The 17,446-nt window shown below is 48.2% G+C and carries 18 protein-coding genes; 7 read left to right on the top strand and 11 right to left on the bottom strand.

What is annotated here, in order from left to right; translation table 11 throughout:
• Positions 1 to 150 precede the first annotated feature (150 nt).
• Together ACN0T0_RS07555 and ACN0T0_RS07560 are read left to right on the top strand one after the other, a co-directional pair.
• Positions 151 to 1,338, top strand: coding sequence for an NnrS family protein (locus ACN0T0_RS07555; RefSeq protein WP_417224726.1), 1,188 nt, complete (start codon positions 151 to 153; stop codon positions 1,336 to 1,338).
• Between the two features lie 275 nt (positions 1,339 to 1,613).
• The gene (locus ACN0T0_RS07560) at positions 1,614 to 3,470 is read left to right on the top strand and encodes a methyl-accepting chemotaxis protein (protein WP_417224727.1); all 1,857 of its coding nucleotides are present in this window, start codon (positions 1,614 to 1,616) and stop codon (positions 3,468 to 3,470) included.
• Between the two features lie 210 nt (positions 3,471 to 3,680).
• Here ACN0T0_RS07560 and ACN0T0_RS07565 read toward each other — a convergent pair whose 3' ends face one another.
• Positions 3,681 to 4,664 (bottom strand): MDR family oxidoreductase, encoded by a 984-nt coding sequence (locus ACN0T0_RS07565; RefSeq protein WP_417224729.1) that lies wholly within the window; start codon positions 4,662 to 4,664, stop codon positions 3,681 to 3,683.
• 387 nt (positions 4,665 to 5,051) lie between these two features.
• On the opposite strand from ACN0T0_RS07565, the gene ACN0T0_RS07570 reads away from it, so the two are divergent.
• The 4 genes from ACN0T0_RS07570 (at position 5,052) to ACN0T0_RS07585 (ending at position 8,451) form a co-directional block, all read left to right on the top strand.
• Complete coding sequence (locus ACN0T0_RS07570) at positions 5,052 to 5,696, top strand: c-type cytochrome (protein WP_417224731.1); 645 nt, start codon at positions 5,052 to 5,054, stop codon at positions 5,694 to 5,696.
• A 17-nt stretch (positions 5,697 to 5,713) separates the two neighbouring features.
• Positions 5,714 to 6,667 carry a c-type cytochrome gene (locus ACN0T0_RS07575; RefSeq protein WP_417224733.1) on the top strand — a complete coding sequence of 318 codons (954 nt, stop codon included), beginning with the start codon at positions 5,714 to 5,716 and terminating at the stop codon, positions 6,665 to 6,667.
• Positions 6,668 to 7,038: 371 nt separating this feature from the next.
• Positions 7,039 to 7,767 (top strand): FadR/GntR family transcriptional regulator, encoded by a 729-nt coding sequence (locus ACN0T0_RS07580; protein ID WP_417224734.1) that lies wholly within the window; start codon positions 7,039 to 7,041, stop codon positions 7,765 to 7,767.
• A 90-nt stretch (positions 7,768 to 7,857) separates the two neighbouring features.
• Positions 7,858 to 8,451: a YhcB family protein gene (locus ACN0T0_RS07585; protein ID WP_417224736.1), complete on the top strand. Its 594-nt coding sequence runs from the start codon at positions 7,858 to 7,860 to the stop codon at positions 8,449 to 8,451.
• A 69-nt stretch (positions 8,452 to 8,520) separates the two neighbouring features.
• Here ACN0T0_RS07585 and ACN0T0_RS07590 read toward each other — a convergent pair whose 3' ends face one another.
• Positions 8,521 to 9,282, bottom strand: coding sequence for a Nif3-like dinuclear metal center hexameric protein (locus tag ACN0T0_RS07590; RefSeq protein ID WP_417224738.1), 762 nt, complete (start codon positions 9,280 to 9,282; stop codon positions 8,521 to 8,523).
• Between the two features lie 96 nt (positions 9,283 to 9,378).
• Between ACN0T0_RS07590 and ACN0T0_RS07595 the strand changes: the two genes are divergently transcribed.
• Positions 9,379 to 10,569, top strand: a complete 1,191-nt coding sequence (locus tag ACN0T0_RS07595; protein WP_417224986.1) for a S1C family serine protease — start codon at positions 9,379 to 9,381, stop codon at positions 10,567 to 10,569.
• An 88-nt stretch (positions 10,570 to 10,657) separates the two neighbouring features.
• On the opposite strand, the gene hisD is transcribed toward ACN0T0_RS07595, so the two are convergent.
• The 9 genes from hisD to ACN0T0_RS07640 all read right to left on the bottom strand — a co-directional run bounded on the left by hisD (position 10,658) and on the right by ACN0T0_RS07640 (position 17,432).
• Positions 10,658 to 11,965, bottom strand: coding sequence for a histidinol dehydrogenase (gene hisD, locus ACN0T0_RS07600; protein ID WP_417224739.1), 1,308 nt, complete (start codon positions 11,963 to 11,965; stop codon positions 10,658 to 10,660).
• A 2-nt stretch (positions 11,966 to 11,967) separates the two neighbouring features.
• Positions 11,968 to 12,618, bottom strand: a complete 651-nt coding sequence (hisG, locus tag ACN0T0_RS07605; RefSeq protein WP_417224741.1) for an ATP phosphoribosyltransferase — start codon at positions 12,616 to 12,618, stop codon at positions 11,968 to 11,970.
• Between the two features lie 108 nt (positions 12,619 to 12,726).
• Positions 12,727 to 14,016 (bottom strand): UDP-N-acetylglucosamine 1-carboxyvinyltransferase, encoded by a 1,290-nt coding sequence (gene murA / locus ACN0T0_RS07610; protein ID WP_417224743.1) that lies wholly within the window; start codon positions 14,014 to 14,016, stop codon positions 12,727 to 12,729.
• A 22-nt stretch (positions 14,017 to 14,038) separates the two neighbouring features.
• Entirely contained in the window at positions 14,039 to 14,278 is a 240-nt protein-coding gene (locus tag ACN0T0_RS07615) for a BolA family protein (protein ID WP_417224745.1), read from the bottom strand.
• A 121-nt stretch (positions 14,279 to 14,399) separates the two neighbouring features.
• Positions 14,400 to 14,696 (bottom strand): STAS domain-containing protein, encoded by a 297-nt coding sequence (locus tag ACN0T0_RS07620; protein ID WP_417224747.1) that lies wholly within the window; start codon positions 14,694 to 14,696, stop codon positions 14,400 to 14,402.
• A complete protein-coding gene (locus ACN0T0_RS07625; protein WP_417224749.1) occupies positions 14,696 to 15,325 on the bottom strand; it encodes an MlaC/ttg2D family ABC transporter substrate-binding protein in 630 nt (209 codons plus the stop codon). The genes ACN0T0_RS07620 and ACN0T0_RS07625 overlap by 1 nt, the downstream gene beginning before the upstream one ends.
• 41 nt (positions 15,326 to 15,366) lie before the next feature.
• Positions 15,367 to 15,828: an outer membrane lipid asymmetry maintenance protein MlaD gene (gene mlaD, locus ACN0T0_RS07630; protein WP_417224751.1), complete on the bottom strand. Its 462-nt coding sequence runs from the start codon at positions 15,826 to 15,828 to the stop codon at positions 15,367 to 15,369.
• A gap of 3 nt (positions 15,829 to 15,831) precedes the next feature.
• Positions 15,832 to 16,623 (bottom strand): lipid asymmetry maintenance ABC transporter permease subunit MlaE, encoded by a 792-nt coding sequence (gene mlaE / locus ACN0T0_RS07635; RefSeq protein WP_417224752.1) that lies wholly within the window; start codon positions 16,621 to 16,623, stop codon positions 15,832 to 15,834.
• Positions 16,623 to 17,432 (bottom strand): ATP-binding cassette domain-containing protein, encoded by an 810-nt coding sequence (locus ACN0T0_RS07640; RefSeq protein ID WP_417224754.1) that lies wholly within the window; start codon positions 17,430 to 17,432, stop codon positions 16,623 to 16,625. The genes mlaE and ACN0T0_RS07640 overlap by 1 nt, the downstream gene beginning before the upstream one ends.
• Positions 17,433 to 17,446: the final 14 nt, after the last annotated feature.

The following is a 17,446-nucleotide window of genomic DNA, read 5'->3' on the forward strand; positions in this document are numbered from 1 at the left end:
TAGCCGCATAACGAATCGCCGGAAGTAGAGTGAGTCAAACAGAACCTCGATTCTACCCTAGCCGACGGTGAAAAATATCATTGTAGCCATTGAAATTTAACAATATTTTATGATTTTGTTCTTTGAACAGATCGTCAGGGTGTAAATTTTATGCAAATTCAAGAACCACGTCAGGGTAACGGGTTGGCGCTGTTCAACCTAGGCTTTCGCCCCTTCTTTTTATTCGCCGCACTGTCCAGCATGCTGTTGATGATCCACTGGCTAATGCTATTAGGAAAAGGCCAAACGACTTACAGCTATTATCTGCTTAGCCAGATATGGCATGGCCACGAAATGCTGTTTGGTTATGCCGTGGCCGTGATCGCTGGCTTTCTGTTAACCGCCGTTCGCAACTGGACTTCGATACAGACACCGTTCGGTGCAAAGCTTGCCGGATTATTTTTGCTCTGGCTCGCTGGCCGTTTACTACCCATCATAGCGGAATTTGTCACACCGCTACCGGATCTGTTAATCGCACTAACCGATCTGTTGTTTTTACCCATGATCGCATTATCGATTGGCATCCCCATTATCCGCTCAGGTAATTATCGCAACCTTGTCTTTACCGTGATTCTGTTGGCGATGACCATTGCTAACCTGTTGATCCATCTGCAACTACTCGGCATCACTGAAACGACACTGGCGACTGGTTTGCAACTAGAATTGGGCCTGATCATCATGGTTATCGTGGTACTAGGTGGACGGGTTATTCCATTCTTTACCGAGCGCGCCCTCGCATTTGAAGCGAAACGCTATACTTGGCTTGAGCATGCAGTTATCCCTTTAGCCGCGGCTTGGCTACTGGCCGATGTCTTTCAACTTATCCTCGTTACATCTATTTTAGCGGCCCTTAACGCAGTCCTACACCTAGTACGACTGATCGGTTGGTTCAAGTTACGCATGATACGTAACCCATTGATCTGGATTCTGCACCTAGCCTATCTGTTTATACCCCTAGGGTTTGCGCTGGATGCGCTAACGGGATTCATCTCACTATCCCCTTATCTAGCAATCCATGCCTTTGCTGCCGGTGCCATCGGCTCGATGACGATTGGCATGATGGCCCGCGTATCGCTCGGACACACTGCCCGGCCACTAAAGCTTGCGAAGATAACGATCGTCGCTTTTATCTTGATGATTATCGCCGGTGTTGTTCGGGTCTTTATGCCCATGATTCCAGAGTTGCATATGATGGGTGTGCATATCTCTGGCGGTCTATGGGTGCTATCTTGGCTGCTGTTCCTGATTCCTTATACCCCGATACTATTGAAACCAAGGCTCGATGGGCAGTTTGGCTAAACTGCCATATAACCAGCCCCATAATCAGTATTCAACGAAAAAGCTAACTCTGCCGCCCGCTGCACGTTTATGTGCCAGCGGGCTCAAAGATGGTGCAAAATAACTTACAACATCGTATCTTCGATGACTTATCACGACGGCATACTCTTCAATAGCGCCAGAACCATTCAGTCACAGTATAAAACCATGGTAATACACTAAAATTATTCCTAATATGAATTTTATATTCATGTGGAACAAGACTTGCTTGTAGATAGTCTTATTAGGTACTCCTGATGGAATTAGCAATGACACTATTGAATAAACTCTTTGGCACATCAAACAGTACCGCTTCGGATCTTCATACGCCTATTATCGATCCCCCAACCCAGACTATCGATGTTCCATACTTCTCTGACGATGAAAAGCGCTTCTATCGTGCATTGCAGCTAATTAGCAGCCAAACAGCACAGCTCTCTCGCCAAGTTTTCAGAGCGTTAGAGGCTCAGGAAAACTTTCTTTCAGAGATTAATCAACGAGCTGCAAAACTAGATACCGAGTTAAACGTCGCTAACGACTATTTAAACAGCTCTAACGCCACAGTCAGCTCACTGCAGCAGCAAATTGAAACAGAAGTACAGGACGTAAACAGCTCGATTAACCAATCACTGGATGAGATCAGCCGCTCCCTTGCGGATAAATCCAGCAATGTGAGCGAGGTACTTAACGGTATTCTTAAAATAGGCAAAGGGGTTAATCTGTTAGCACTCAACGCGTCTATTGAGGCCGCCCGAGCGGGGGAACATGGCCGAGGATTTGCTGTTGTGGCCGATGAAGTCAGACGCCTAGCAAACGTCACCACAGAGCAAGCACATCAAGCCGCCAAGCAACTCGACTTCTCCCAAGTTAACACTGAGCTAAGTAATATCAGCTTAGCCAATACCAAAAAACTCGATAATTTCGTCAATGTTACTCAATCAGCCACAGAGCAATTAACCGAACTATTTAACTCCATCGCCACACAACTGAGCGCCGTCATGGAGAATACCGCGGTCATCTTTGAAACCCTCGAGATGAGCAATGGCTCAATGCAACGAATCAGCAACAAAAACCAGTTGATTAATCATGTTGTCGAAGAGATGTCCCAAGGGTTGGATAAAGTAGATATCCACAGTGCCGATATCTCTTCTGCTTCTTTCGCGATCAATAATACACTCAAAAAATTACACCTCGTGGCCGATGCTGGGCACGATCAACTAGACGATGTACTGCGTCGTGGTAAATTGCGCGTTGCCATTGAACCTAACTTTGTCGGCTTGTCATTCCGCGAAAAACTGGGTGAGCCACTCAAGGGCCTCGATGTCGATTACGCGTTAGCATTTGCCCGCTATCTGGGCGTTGAGTGTGAATTTATCGAAGCCCCTTGGGATATGTGCACAGAATTGCTAACGTCAGGCAAGAAATTTGGCCAACCACCCGCCGATATCGTCATCAGCGCATTACCGCCTTCGGCTGAATATGACAATGTTGCCTACTCCGATGCTTATACCTATCTGCCTTGGGTGTTAGCCCGCCGCAAAGGGGACAAGAGAATCAATTCAATCCACGATCTACAGGATAAAGTTGTCGGCGTGATCAACGACCCTGCGGCCTTAATGATCTTAGAAGACCTTGGCATTCGCTGGAGTAGTAACGAGAAAAAGTCTGGTGGCAATATTACCCTCAATAACCTGATCGCATACTCCGACCAATCTCGCATTCACCACTGTCTGGCCGATGGTATCGTTGATGCCTTTGGGATTGATCTGCCAATTTATTACTGGGCGTGTAAAAACCCTGCCAGCCCTTGGTTCGATAAGATTGAGATCATACCCGGCAACTTAGCTCCTCGGCCTTTTTTCTACACCATGGTTGTTAATAGTAGCGCCTCCAGCTATCGCTTATTAGCCCAAGCCAACCGTTTCATCCATTGGTTTAAGCAGCAAAGCGAGCGCACAGCGATTGAACAGAAATGGCAAGGCAAAGCCCTCGATGGCAGCGGCTCCTACTGTGACGAACCCGGCAATCTCTTAGGTGAGCCTGAGCTGAAAAAACGTTATGAAGCTCACTGCCACAAATTTAGTCTGGAGCCTAAACCACTGAAGCAGCAATAATATAGCGACCTTTTGGAGTGACGTCAGAATCCGATAGGATCATAAGGCAACCGAAGAAGCTCCCTGAAAAACGGGCAGTGTAAACAGGTAAGTAAAACGAAAAAGGAGACAGCAAGGTCTCCTTTGGTTATGCCAAGTGCAGCATAGATATCGATTATCCACCGAAAGGTCAGGTAGTCAAAAGAACCTAATCCAAGTCAGGCGGCTCTTTTATTTATTCGGATCAACCAAAGTACGCCCCTGTATTTTACCCGCAACGATATCCGCCGCGGCCTGAGGCACGTCAGACAAGCCGATCACATTGGCGATCTCACCCAGTGCATTATCAGGCAGATCCGTAAGTAAACGATTCCAAGCGGTTGTACGGATATCCACAGGACACATCACCGAGTCCACCCCCTGCAAGCGCACATTACGTAAAATAAAGGGCATCACCGTGGTCGGCAGCTTATAACCACCCGCCAGACCACAGGCCGCTACTGTGCCGCGGTAATCGGTCTCAGCCAATACTCGAGCCAACATGGTGTCACCCACCGTATCGATACCACCGGCCCAACGCTGCTTTTCAAGAGGCCGAGCCGGTTCCGCCATTTCACTACGAGGAAGTAACTCACTGGCACCTAATCCACGCAGATATTCATGGGTCGACTCACGCCCCGTAACAGCCGCAACGGTATAGTCCAGCTGACTCAGAATAGCGACCGCAACACTACCCACACCACCCGCAGCACCCGTGACGACCACAGTTCCACGATCCGGGGTAATACCGCCCTCTTCCAACGCCATCACACAGAGCATCGCCGTCAGCCCTGCGGTACCGATCGACATCGCCTTAGCGGCGTCCATCCCCTCAGGCATTTTAACCAACCATTCGGGCTTCATTCGAGCATACTGGCTATAACCGCCCCAGTATCGTTCACCGACACTCCAGCCGGTCATAATCACCTGATCTCCGGGCTGATAGTCAGGGCTGCGAGATTCTTTAACCACCCCAGCAAGATCAATCCCCGGCACCATCGGGAACTTATGCACAATTTTACCCGTACCCGTTACCGCCAAACCGTCTTTATAGTTCAGTGAGGAGTAGCTAACCTCCACCAGCACATCTTCATCCGGCAGGTCACTCAATTCCAGTGTTTTGACCGAAGAGAGTGTTTTCCCCTCTTTCTGTTCCAATACCAGAGCATTAAACATAGTTCACCTCACTTCAAACGGTTTTTCGATTCGTGATTCGATGTAGACTCGATAGGAGACTTGCTCGTTAGCTATCAGCACGATGAAGGGGCATAAACCTCTCTCGATGATGCTTCGCATCAGTCAGCACAACAGGTAATCCGCATCTCTATTTGTCTTACAAATGAATAGATGGCAAATTTATACCCTATTTCTATTTGTCATACAAATCAGCCTTTAGTCTAATATCAAGATAATCAAGGCAATATTTTTTCGCCTATTTTAATAAACGAGCAGCGCCATAACCGCCAATCTAAAACATCTATTTAAGAAGCCCTTCTGCCCATACAATCTTCAAACTTATACTACAATTAAGTCAGGATAACGCAATAACTGGAGAGCAAGCGGATGTTGACACAAAACAAAAGCATTGTGCTGATGATATTGGTGGCATTCACCCCCATAACACTTGCTAGCGAACTAGGGAAAACCATCGTAATGCAGGGTAATAGCAGCGGCGCTATGGCATGTTCTATCTGCCACGGTGCCAATGGTGCAGGTCAAGCTCAAGCCGGATTTCCACATCTAGCGGGGTTAAACTCTGCCTATATGCAAAAGCAGCTACATGACTTCACCACCGCACAACGTCACAACCCAATAATGACGCCCATCGCGACAGCACTTTCAGCCGATGAGGTAAGCGCCGTTTCTAACTATTTTGCCCAGCAATCGACATCAGGTATGAAGCCAACCGTCGTTGATGAATCACTCATCTCAGCCGGCCAACAACTCGCTCAAAATGGTAATTGGACAAATGATGTGCCCGCCTGTTTTTCCTGTCATGGCGCCCAAGCTAAGGGTATTGGCACGCACTTTCCAGCTTTAGCCGGTCAGCATGCGTCCTATATAGAGCAACAACTTAATAGCTGGCGTTCTGGACAGCGAAGTAACGATCCCAATCAACTGATGGTAGGCATAGCGCAACGCCTCAGCGAGACTGAGATAAAAGCAGTGAGCGCCTATCTGGCTAACCTAACTGCAACTGACAATTAACAACGCTGGGGGTTTTTATGTGGCTAACGAAGACAAACAGTAGACCGCTACAAGGTCACAACGGACGGCTAGCATCCCGCCTCTTAGGTGCAGTATTACTCAGCTCATTGCTATTCAATCCGGCCCTTGCCGAAGAAAAGGATTACCAAGTTGAATTACCCGCAGCGCCTAAAGGCCCGGCGAGCTTTACTCCGCCAAATGAGGCTGATATACCCAATAATGCCTTTGGTGAAGCGGTACGTTATGGCCTGTCGTTATTTACCAATACACAACAATTGCGCGGCCAATATGTTGGTAATGAGCTGAATTGTGCGAACTGTCACCTAAATAAAGGCCGGCAAGCCAATGCAGCACCACTCTGGGGTGCATTTCCTATGTATCCGGCGTATCGCAAGAAAAATGATCACGTTAATACTATCGATGAACGTATTCAGGGTTGCTTTACCTACAGTATGAATGGTACTCCACCACCGTTTGGTAGCAAAGAACTGACCGCCTTGGTAACCTATCACTACTGGCTATCAACCGGCGCACCAACCGGACAAGCGTTACCTGGACGTGGCTATCCTAAACTCGCAAAAGCAGCCGAAACACCCAGCGTTAGTCGAGGAAAGACCATCTATCAAGATAACTGTGCTATCTGTCATGGCGAAAACGGCGCTGGAACACAGGTCGATGGTCGTTATGCCTTTCCGCCTCTATGGGGTAAAGATTCTTTTAACTGGGGAGCGGGTATGCATCGCATCAATACGGCAGCAGGCTTTATTAAAGCAAATATGCCGCTTGGTAAACCCAATAGCTTAACCGATCAGCAAGCTTGGGATGTCGCCGCCTTTATGAATAGCCATGAACGACCACAAGATCCTCGTTATGAGGGAAACCTTGAACAAACGGCAGAAACCTTCCATCAACATCAGTGTTTTTACAATAAAGAAGTTGACCAGCAACGCATAGGCCAAGGAGCAAAATAACCCACCGCTCGGCAAAGGTGACAAAACTCAGGTCACCTTTGCCCGCTGACGAACTTAGCGCCCTCCTATAGTTTCCGTCTCTGCGAATCTAAATCCAACACCAAAAGTGATTCACTCTTGGCGCATCAGCTCAGGTTCAGCCCTGTGCTTGTTTCAGCACTTCGTTATGCGATAAAATAACCGTTCATCAATAATAACTGATTGATTATTCAGGCTTACTTATTGGTTTAACAGGCCAACTCGGATTACAAGGAGCAATTCTATTCACTATTGAATTCTCCCACACGACTTATCTAGACCGATTTCACACCCATTGGTAGTTCAACGGTGGTATCGCATTTAATTCTGGCACCAACAGTAGGAGAGATTCTGTGAGTTTAGACATCACCCCCAGCTTATCCAGCCAGATTGCACAGCAGATCCGCCAAGCCATTATGGATGGCTCTTTAAAAGCCGATGATCGCTTACCTACAGAAGGTGAGCTAGCGCTGCGCTATAAAGTCTCTCGTCCGACGATTCGTGAAGCATTGAAACGTTTAGCCGCCCAGAACCTCGTTCGATCCCGGCGCGGCCCCACCGGCGGCACCTTTATCAATCGTCCATCGACGACCGACCTCAGTGACGCCTTAACCAGCGCCACCACTTTATTGGTTGGTATGGATGCCTTTTCCATGGACGATATCAATCAGACTCGCTTACTCTTAGAAACAAACTGCTTACAGCTCGCTGCGCCCCGTATCAACAGCATACAACTCGAGGCGCTTGAGCGAGAACTGACGGAACAACAGGATGACGCTCTCACACCTGAACAGTTTTGCGCTTCCGATGTACGCTTTCATCGCCAGATAGCCGAGGCTTCAGGTAACCCTCTGCTGAGCTTTATTATGTTCAGTGTGATCGAGGCGTTACAACCGATTAGCAATATGGTCACCTTTCGCTTTCGCGAGCGCTCCGTCATCATCGATCAACATGAGCGCATTTTGCAGGCTCTCAGCCAACATGATGCCGACCAAGCCTGTGCCGTGTTAGCAGAACAGGTGGCCTACCTGACGGAGAAATCCAGTCAAGCACAGCAATGGAAAGCCAAAAAGCCAACCTAACAGAGGTCATAATCAGGCGAAAATAGCATAGGATTTATCCGGTAATTGCGGTATTCTTCAGCTATAAATCAGTGCATTTAAGGAGTTAATGTGGAAGAGAATAGCGTCTGGATTATTGGTATTGTCACCCTGTTAGCAGGAGCACTCATCGGCTACCTGATGGGGCGTTCCGGCGACACTTCCAGTCAGAAGAAACTGACTAATCAGCTCAATGAGGCGCAACGCGACCTAAGTGACTATAAAGAGAAGGTGAACGGTCACTTCGAGAAAACCGCAGAACTGGTCAATAATCTGACTGAAAGCTATAAGCAGGTGCACCAACATCTGGCTCAAGGTTCAGAAACGCTCTGCATGGGCGTACACTCACCAGATAAACTGAGCAGCGATGGCAAGCCACAAATTGAGGAACAACCGCTGGCCGAAGCCGTTGAAACTAAAGGCGATATTGAACCGGCGGCAGTCGTAACAGAACCCGCAGTCGATGAGCCTGAAGTCGTCGAACCTCCCCGTGACTATGCACCTAAAAAGCCCGATGAAGAGGGTATGCTGTCAGACAAATATGGTTTGAAGAAAAAAGCCGACAGCGAAGAGGAAGCATTGGAGGAAGTTATTCCACCACTGCTAAAGGATCAAATTCCCGGCACTCATGTCAGCGACAAAGGAACAAAACACTCTGCTAACTAACGATCTAATATTTAATCCTAAAAACCGGCAAATATGCCGGTTTTTTTAATGTTTGCACTTTGGCTCTAGTTATACCGGGTTATGAATATCAATAAACTCATGCTCAAGATCAAACTCCTGTGCCAGCCGGCTTGCCAACGCCTGAACACCATAGCGCTCTGTGGCATGATGCCCCGCCGCAAAATAGTGAATACCTAACTCTCTCGCATTATGCACCGTCGGTTCGGATATCTCGCCAGAAAGATAAGCATCTAGACCTAGGGCCGCCGCCTGATCGATATACCCCTGAGCCGCCCCGGTACACCAACCAACGGTTTCAATCCGTTCAGGACCACCCTCAATATGCAGTACTTCGCGCCCAAGCGCAGCCGCAATCTGCTGACGAAACGCCAACGCCGTTAATGGCTGTACCAAACGTCCGGTTAAGCCAATGCTCAATGGATTATCAGGTTCCAATCCGCCATCAACCTGTAAGCCTAATTGTTCAGCCAAACAGGCATTATTACCCAACTGTGGATGACCATCCAACGGCAGATGATAGGCCAGCAAACTGATATCATTGGCTAATAACGTTTGCAGCCGGCTCTTCTTAATACCGGTTATGGCCTCAGCCTCACCTTTCCAAAAATAACCATGATGTACCAAAATAAGATCGGCTTGCAGCTCTACCGCTCGATCAAGTAGCGCCTGGCTCGCGGTCACACCGGAAATAATCCGACCAACTTCATGACGCCCTTCAACCTGCAAACCATTAGGGCAGTAATCCCGGTATTTTTCAGGGCTCAACAAAGAATTACAATAATTAACCAACTGTTTCAGTGATACCGCCATAATCTTGTCTTAATCTTCCCAAAAAGGTTTTATTATCCGTATAATTCTAAAATAGCTGAATAACTTTATCACTGTTTATAAAGGCATCTCTAATTGATTCAACGTTTTGCTTTTCTGGTCTGGCCTACCCTGTCAGGAATCCTCGCCGCCGTGGCGCTGCTGATCTACCTACCTGACATGTTTGCTCCCCAAACCAGCACCGTTCAGATACGTCAGGCAGGAGCGCCTTCAAGCAAGGTTCTAGGCCCCTATTCCTACGCCGATGCAGTGGATCATGCTGCTTCCAGCGTCGTCAACATCTATACACGCACGGTAATCCCTAGTACCAATCAACAGATCTATAACGACCCCAATATCCGTAAATATTATGATGCTAAAGCGGGTCATAAAGAGCGCATACAATCTAGCCTCGGTTCCGGCGTAATTCTTAGCCCTGAGGGTTATATCGCCACCAATAATCATGTTATTTCCGGTGCAGATAGTATTGTCGTAGCACTGCAAGATGGTAGAGAAGCTACCGCTACGGTAGTTGGCAACGATCCGGATACCGACCTAGCCGTACTTAAAATCAACCTCACCGATCTACCTAGCATCACCGTCAGTTCTTCTGCTAACTTGCGCGTCGGCGATGTCGCGCTGGCTATCGGCAACCCCTTTGGCGTTGGCCAAACCGTAACCATGGGTATTATCAGCGCCACCGGCCGCAACCAACTGGGGCTAAACACCTATGAAGACTTTATTCAGACTGATGCAGCGATCAACCCAGGCAACTCCGGTGGCGCTCTAATCAATGCCGAAGGCAACCTGATTGGTATCAATACTGCGATCTTTACCCGCTCCGGCGGCTCTCAGGGCATAGGTTTTGCCATCCCTTCCGATCAGGCCCAGCAAGTCATGCAAGACCTCATAGAACATGGTCGAGTAATACGTGGCTGGGTCGGCGTTGAGGCACAGGAGATAACTCCAGGGCTGGCAGAGTCATTTGGACTAAAAGATACCAAGGGCCTCATTATTGCCGGTATTTTCCGTGATGGGCCGGCACATCAAGCGGGTTTATTACCCGGGGATATTCTGTTGGAGATCAACGGTAAGAAGATCGTCAATAGCTTTAACTCCATGTACAGCGTGGCTCGCATGGTACCGGGCACCGTGTTGCCGGTGAAAGTTTGGCGTAATGGCGAGGTCATTGAACTAGAAGTAACTGTCGCTGAACGCCCTGCGATTGAGAACCCCATAAAAGAGATTCCTGCTGAGAAGACAGATAACAGCGAAACCCCTACGCCGTAATAAATAATCGCCGTGCACAAAAAAAGCCCATAATGGGCTTTTTTTATAACGTGATATTAAGTGAAGCTATTTCAACAAAACTCAGGCTTTACTCTTTAATACGATATTCAGCAGAACGAGCATGAGCGGTCAGGCTTTCACCTCGTGCTAAAACAGAAGCAACTTTGCCCATTTCTGAAGCCCCATCCTCGGAAAACATAATCAGCGATGAACGTTTCTGGAAATCATACACCCCTAAAGGTGATGAGAAACGCGCAGTACCGGAGGTGGGTAACACATGGTTAGGCCCAGCACAGTAGTCGCCTAATGCCTCAGCGGTGTACCGTCCCATAAAGATCGCACCCGCATGCTTAATCAACGGTAACAGCGCCTTAGGGTCTTCAACAGACAACTCTAGGTGCTCCGGAGCAATTCGGTTGTTAACCTTGGCCGCTTCGGCAAGATCCGCCACTTTAATTAGCGCTGCACGATCAGCTAGAGAGCGACCGATAATCGCTTTGCGCTCCATGGTTGGCAGCAGCTTCTCGATACTGGCACTCACTTTATCTAGAAAGTCCGCATCGGGACTGATCAGAATCGGTTGCGCATCTTCATCGTGCTCAGCCTGTGAGAATAGATCCATCGCGATCCAATCAGGATCAGTACCGCCATCGCAAATCACCAAGATTTCAGATGGTCCCGCGATCATATCGATCCCTACGGTGCCATACACTGCGCGTTTTGCCGTAGCGACAAAGATATTACCTGGGCCTACGATCTTATCCACTTTAGGAATCGTTTCAGTACCATAGGCTAGCGCCGCAATCGCTTGCGCACCACCAATAGCAAAGGCGCGACTAACACCTGCCAATGCAGCTGCCGCTAGCACCAACTGATTAACTTCACCATCCGGCGTTGGCACCACCATAATCAGCTCTTCAACACCGGCAACATGGGCCGGAATCGCATTCATCAACACCGATGATGGGTAAGATGCTTTACCACCAGGGACATACAAACCGGCCTTATCCATCGGCGTGATTTTTTGACCCAACAGGGTACCATCAGCTTCCTGATACTCCCATGACTCACCCTTCTGGCGTTCGTGATAATCACGCACCCGCTGAGCAGCCACACGGAGCGCTTTATTCTGGTCGGCTGGCAAACCTGCCAATGCCTGATTTAAATCATCCTGAGTAAACTCAAGTTCGGCCATAGTGCTAACACTCAGCCGATCGAAACGATTGGTGTATTCAACTACCGCACTATCGCCTTCGGCTTTAACGCGCTCAAGAATATCTTCAACCGTTCGGTTAACGTCTTTATTAGAAACCGACTCCCAAGCTAACAATTTATCCAACTGTTCGCTGAAATCAGCCTGCTGGCTGTCTAATCTTAAAATATTTGGTTGGGTCATGGTTATTCCGACCTATCTTTTCGTGCTTCTACTGCGGCGGCTAATTGCTCAATAATCGGTTGTATCTGCCGATGCTTCATTTTCAAAGCCGCTTTACCCACCACTAAACGTGAGCTGATATAGCAGATGTCTTCCATCGGCACTAAACCATTAGCCCGCAACGTATTACCCGTATCAACAATATCAACAATGCGATCCGCTAACCCCATGATGGGAGCCAACTCCATCGCGCCATACAGTTTAATAATATCAACCTGACGCCCCTGACGGGCAAAATACTCTTTGGTGATATTGACAAATTTCGTAGCGACTTTCATGCGGCCTTCAACGTCAGTCGCATCTTTCATGCCGGCAACCATTAATTGGCACTTAGCAATATCCAGATCTAACGGTTCATATAGATCTTTAGAGCCGTATTCCAACAACACATCTTTACCCGCAACTCCCATATCAGCGCCACCGTGTTCAACATAGGTAGGGACATCAGTGGCACGGATAACAACCAATTTAATATTGTCATGGTTGGTATCGAAAATCAGCTTACGGCTGCTGAAAATATCCTCAGCCGGAATAATGTTAGCTGCTTCAAGAAGCGGCAGCGTATCTTTTAGAATACGCCCTTTAGATAGCGCAATGGTCAAGTTCTGTTTCATAGTTGCTATTTCGTTACCACTTAAAAATTCAGTACAGACACCGCCTGTTCTGTTAATGCTAAAGTCCGTTAAGGGATAAACACATTAAGGACTCAGTTCAGCGCGATATTAACTCTCGGTTGGCGCTGCGTTCCGATTGCCTGGCACCCGTTTAATGGTTGCCCCCAGCAACTGGAGTTTCTCTTCAATACACTCATAACCACGGTCGATATGATAGATACGATCGATAACTGTATCACCCGTGGCGACCATCGCCGCAATCACCAAGCTTGCAGAAGCCCGCAGGTCGGTTGCCATAACAGGAGCACCGGTGAGCACTTCACGCCCTTCCGTAATCGCAGTATTGCCATCAATGGTAATCTTCGCCCCCATGCGCTGCATCTCTTGCATATGCATAAAACGGTTTTCAAACACCGTTTCCTTGATCACGCCAACGCCTTCGGCAATCACATTCAAGGCGGCAAACTGGGCTTGCATATCGGTCGGGAAAGCCGGATAAGGTGCAGTGGTTAAATTGACCGCTTTAGGCCGTTTGCCTTTCATATCCAGACTGATCCAATCCGAACCACACTCAATCTCAGCACCGGCTTCAATCAGTTTTTGTAACACCGCATCGAGAATATCGGGGCGTGTACTTTTCACTTTAACCTTACCGCGGGTTGCTGCGGCGGCCACTAGGTAAGTGCCGGTTTCAATCCGATCGGCAATCACCGGGAAGGTGCAGCTTTTCAGCGAGGCCACGCCATTAACGATAATGGTATCGGTACCATGGCCGGTAATATCGGCACCCATGGCGATCAAAAACTCAGCTAAGTCGACGATTTCAGGCTCGCGGGCGGCATTTTCAATAATGGATTGCCCTTCGGCCAGCGATGCCGCCATCAGGATATTCTCGGTGCCCGTTACCGTGACGATATCAAAAAAGACCCGCCCACCTTTCAGACGGCCATCACAGGTGGCCCGAATAAAGCCTTCTTCAACGGTGATTTCGGCGCCTAGCGCCTCAAGCCCTTTCAAGTGCAGATCCACCGGACGACTACCGATAGCACAACCGCCCGGCAGTGACACTTCGGCATGGCCAAAATGTGCTAACAAAGGCCCCAACACCAAAATCGAAGCCCGCATGGTTTTCACCAAGTCATAAGGTGCAATCGTTGAATTTAATGTTGTTGCATCGATTTCGACATTGAGCTTTTCATCCACTGTCAAATCAACGCCCATCTGCCGGAGTAACTCCAGCATGGTGGTGATATCGTGTAGATGCGGCAGATTACTGATAGTAACCGGTTCGTCAGCTAACAGTGTAGCGGCCAAAATAGGCAAAGCGGAGTTTTTCGCTCCAGAAATGCGTACTTCACCTTCTAAGCGGCTTCCACCGGTAATGATCAGTTTATCCATTAAAATAGGGTCTCTCTGCGCTTCAGTTCTGTTCTGCCCACTGGGCACGAGTAAAAGTTCTAATGGTCAGAGCATGGATACTACCATCAGCGATCTGATCGGAAAGACAGCCATAGACCATCTGTTGTTTTTTAACTGGGCGCTGACCTTCAAAGATATCACCAACAACGGTGACCTGAAAATTACAACCTTCGCCTTCAGGGAATACTTCACAGCCTTCTAGTTTTTCTTCCAGAATACGTTTTACATCTTCGATTTGCATGCATGACACCAATGAGAATTGGGGGAAAATAATAGGTTGGCAATGATAGCGGAAAGTGTGACAAAAGGCGACGACTGTAGTTAAACAGCCATCGTATAACAATGTATGCTAAAGCCTGTCGTTATGGATGAAGAGCAGAATCCTCTAGCCCGACCAACCGCACAATAGCCCTCAATTCAGCAGGAATATTTCGTGCGGTTAAAGACCGCTGTAAAATTCGGCTTTTACGCTCTAAACAGAGCCAGAGCGATACTGCCGAACTATCGACCCGCCCGACACCGGCAAAATCGATGACCACCGTTTGACCAGCCTGATCAAAGGCCTTTTCAAGCGCCGCTCGCACCGCGATGATCGTACTAAACAGTAAATCACCTTTTAACAGGATTGCATCGGCACTAATTTCAACCTGAGAGGCCATTAACTATCCTTACTACCGTTACTGGCAATCGCTGCTTTCCAGTCAGTGATCACCTGTTTAACATCACCATTGGTACGGGACACCATATCGGCAAACTGGTTTTTAAAATTCAGTCGTAAGTTAATGCCATCGACCAATACATTCACCAATTTCCAGCCGCTATCTTGCTTTAGCATGTAATACACCAAGGTGTACTGCTGGCCATTCGAAGCAAACACATGCACGCTAACCACTTGTTTGTCTGCATCAGGGCTTGGATGACCTTCCGGCGCCACTTCATATCTAACGATATCAAAGCCGGTCAGTGATTTTGCATAGGTGCGCACCATCGTATCTTTAAATACATTGGAAAAACGCTGCTGTTGCTGCTCATCAACACGGTTGTAGTATTTGCCCATAACCCGCTTCGATGCATAGTCAAAATCCACCACAGGGTTAAGAATGGTTTCAATCTCAGCAATCAGCGCTTCGCTTTGCTCTGGTGCTTTTAGCGCCTTATTCTCCAGCACTTTCATCATCTGAGATGAAGCTTGTTCAATAGTCGCTCGCGCTTCGTCCCACGATGCCTGTACGGCAACCGAGGTAAACATCAGCGTCAGCAGTACCAGCCAACGGTTAATATATTTCATTTTTACGATTCCTATAGTTAGGTGGCAATACTTAATCACAATTACTCAGAGGCCTGATTAAAGAGAAATTTGCCAATCAACTCTTCGAGCACCAACGAAGATTGAGTGTCTTCAATGAAGTCACCCTCTTTCAATATCTCATCGTCAGCGGCACCGGTAGTAATACCGATATATTTTTCCCCCAGCAGCCCGGCCGTCAAAATCGAAGCTGAGCTATCTGATGTCAGATAATCGACATCCGAATTAATCTCCATCTCGACGATCGCCATCAACTTTTGACGATCGATGCTAATGCTGGTGACTTGACCAATGGCCACACCGGACATCGTCACTTTTGAGCGAGCAGTAAGGCCGCCGACATTTTCAAAGCGGGCATAAATTTTATATGAGCCCTCTTGCTTCGCAAGGGTTAGACCGCTGACATTAATCGCCAGCATGGCCAGGGATAAAATCCCGACTAACATAAAAACACCCACGCCCAGCTCAATTCCACGATTACGCATGTCTTACAAATCTCCAAACATCAAAGCTGTCAGAATAAAGTCCAGCCCTAGGACAGCGAGGGATGAATACACCACCGTTTTAGTCGTCGCCTGGCTAATGCCTTCAGAAGTGGGCACCGAATCATACCCCTGAAAAACAGCCACCCAAGTCACCACGACCCCGAATACGAGGGATTTAATCAATCCGTTCACTACATCATCAAAAAAGTCGACTGAGTTTTGCATGTTGGCCCAAAAAGACCCTTCATACACCCCCAACCAATCAACCCCAACTAACAGTCCACCCCAAATACCGACAGCACTAAAAATCATGGTCAGAATAGGCAAACAGATCAGTCCAGCCCAAAAACGGGGTGCAATAATCCGCCGTAAAGGATCAACACCGATCATTTCCATGCTAGACAACTGTTCAGTGGCTTTCATCAAACCAATTTCAGCGGTCAAGGCTGAGCCGGCTCGACCGGCAAACAACAGCGCGGTCACCACGGGGGCTAACTCCCGCACCAGACTTAAAGCGACCATCTGCCCAACCGCTTGTTCTGTGCCGTAGTCGACTAAGATAGTGTAGCCCTGTAGCGCCAGCACCATACCAATAAACAGGCCCGACACTATGATAATGACCATCGATAGCACACCGACGGAATATAGCTGACGAATCAGCAGAGGAAATGACGTCAGCGGATCAGGGCGCGCTACCACGGCATGGATCAACACCAGCCCTGCACGGCCAATCGCCGTCACCCGCTCCATCGTAGAGCGCCCTAGCTGCGCCAGGTTTGCCGTTACTGACTGCATTAACGCCTCTCCATCAGTTCAGTCTCATAATCACTGGCCGGAAAATGGAACGGCACAGGCCCATCAGGTAAGCCTTTCATAAACTGGCGAACCTGCTCAGAATCATTTTGATCTAACTGCTCAGGCGTGCCATGAGCAATCACCCCGCCATCGGCAATAATATAGATATAATCTGCGATACTGAGGGTTTCCTTAATATCATGAGACACAATAATACTACTATGCCCCAATGCCTGATTGAGGGTCTTGATTAGGTTAACCAACACCCCCATCGCGATCGGGTCTTGTCCGGTAAACGGCTCATCGTACATAACTAAGGCAGGGTCGAGCGAAATGGCTCGAGCGAGAGCCACTCGGCGCCCCATACCGCCAGACAGTTCGCTCGGCATTAGTTCTGCCGCGCCACGCAATCCAACCGCCTGCAACTTCATCAAGACGATATCGCGGATCATATCTTCCGGCAGTTTGGTATGCACCCGCAGTGGAAAGGCTACATTTTCAAACACCGTCATATCAGTAAACAACGCACCGCTTTGAAATAACATGCCCATTTTTTCACGCACGTTAAATAGCTCGTTGCGCCCCAAGCGAGGAATATCATCGCCATCGAGCAAAATAGAACCCGCTTCAGGCTTGAGTTGACCACCGATCAGCTTAAGTAGCGTCGTTTTACCCGTTCCGCTCGGCCCCATAATCGCCGTCACTTTCCCCCGGGGAATACGTATATCCATATTTTTACAGATATAACGATCACCTCGGCTAAAGGTAAGCTGTTTAATATCAATGATGATATCGTCGAAAAAATCCATAGTAACGGTGACTC

Origin of the sequence: Amphritea sp., assembly GCF_048266285.1 — a bacterium.
In the GTDB taxonomy this organism is placed as follows: domain Bacteria; phylum Pseudomonadota; class Gammaproteobacteria; order Pseudomonadales; family Balneatricaceae; genus Amphritea.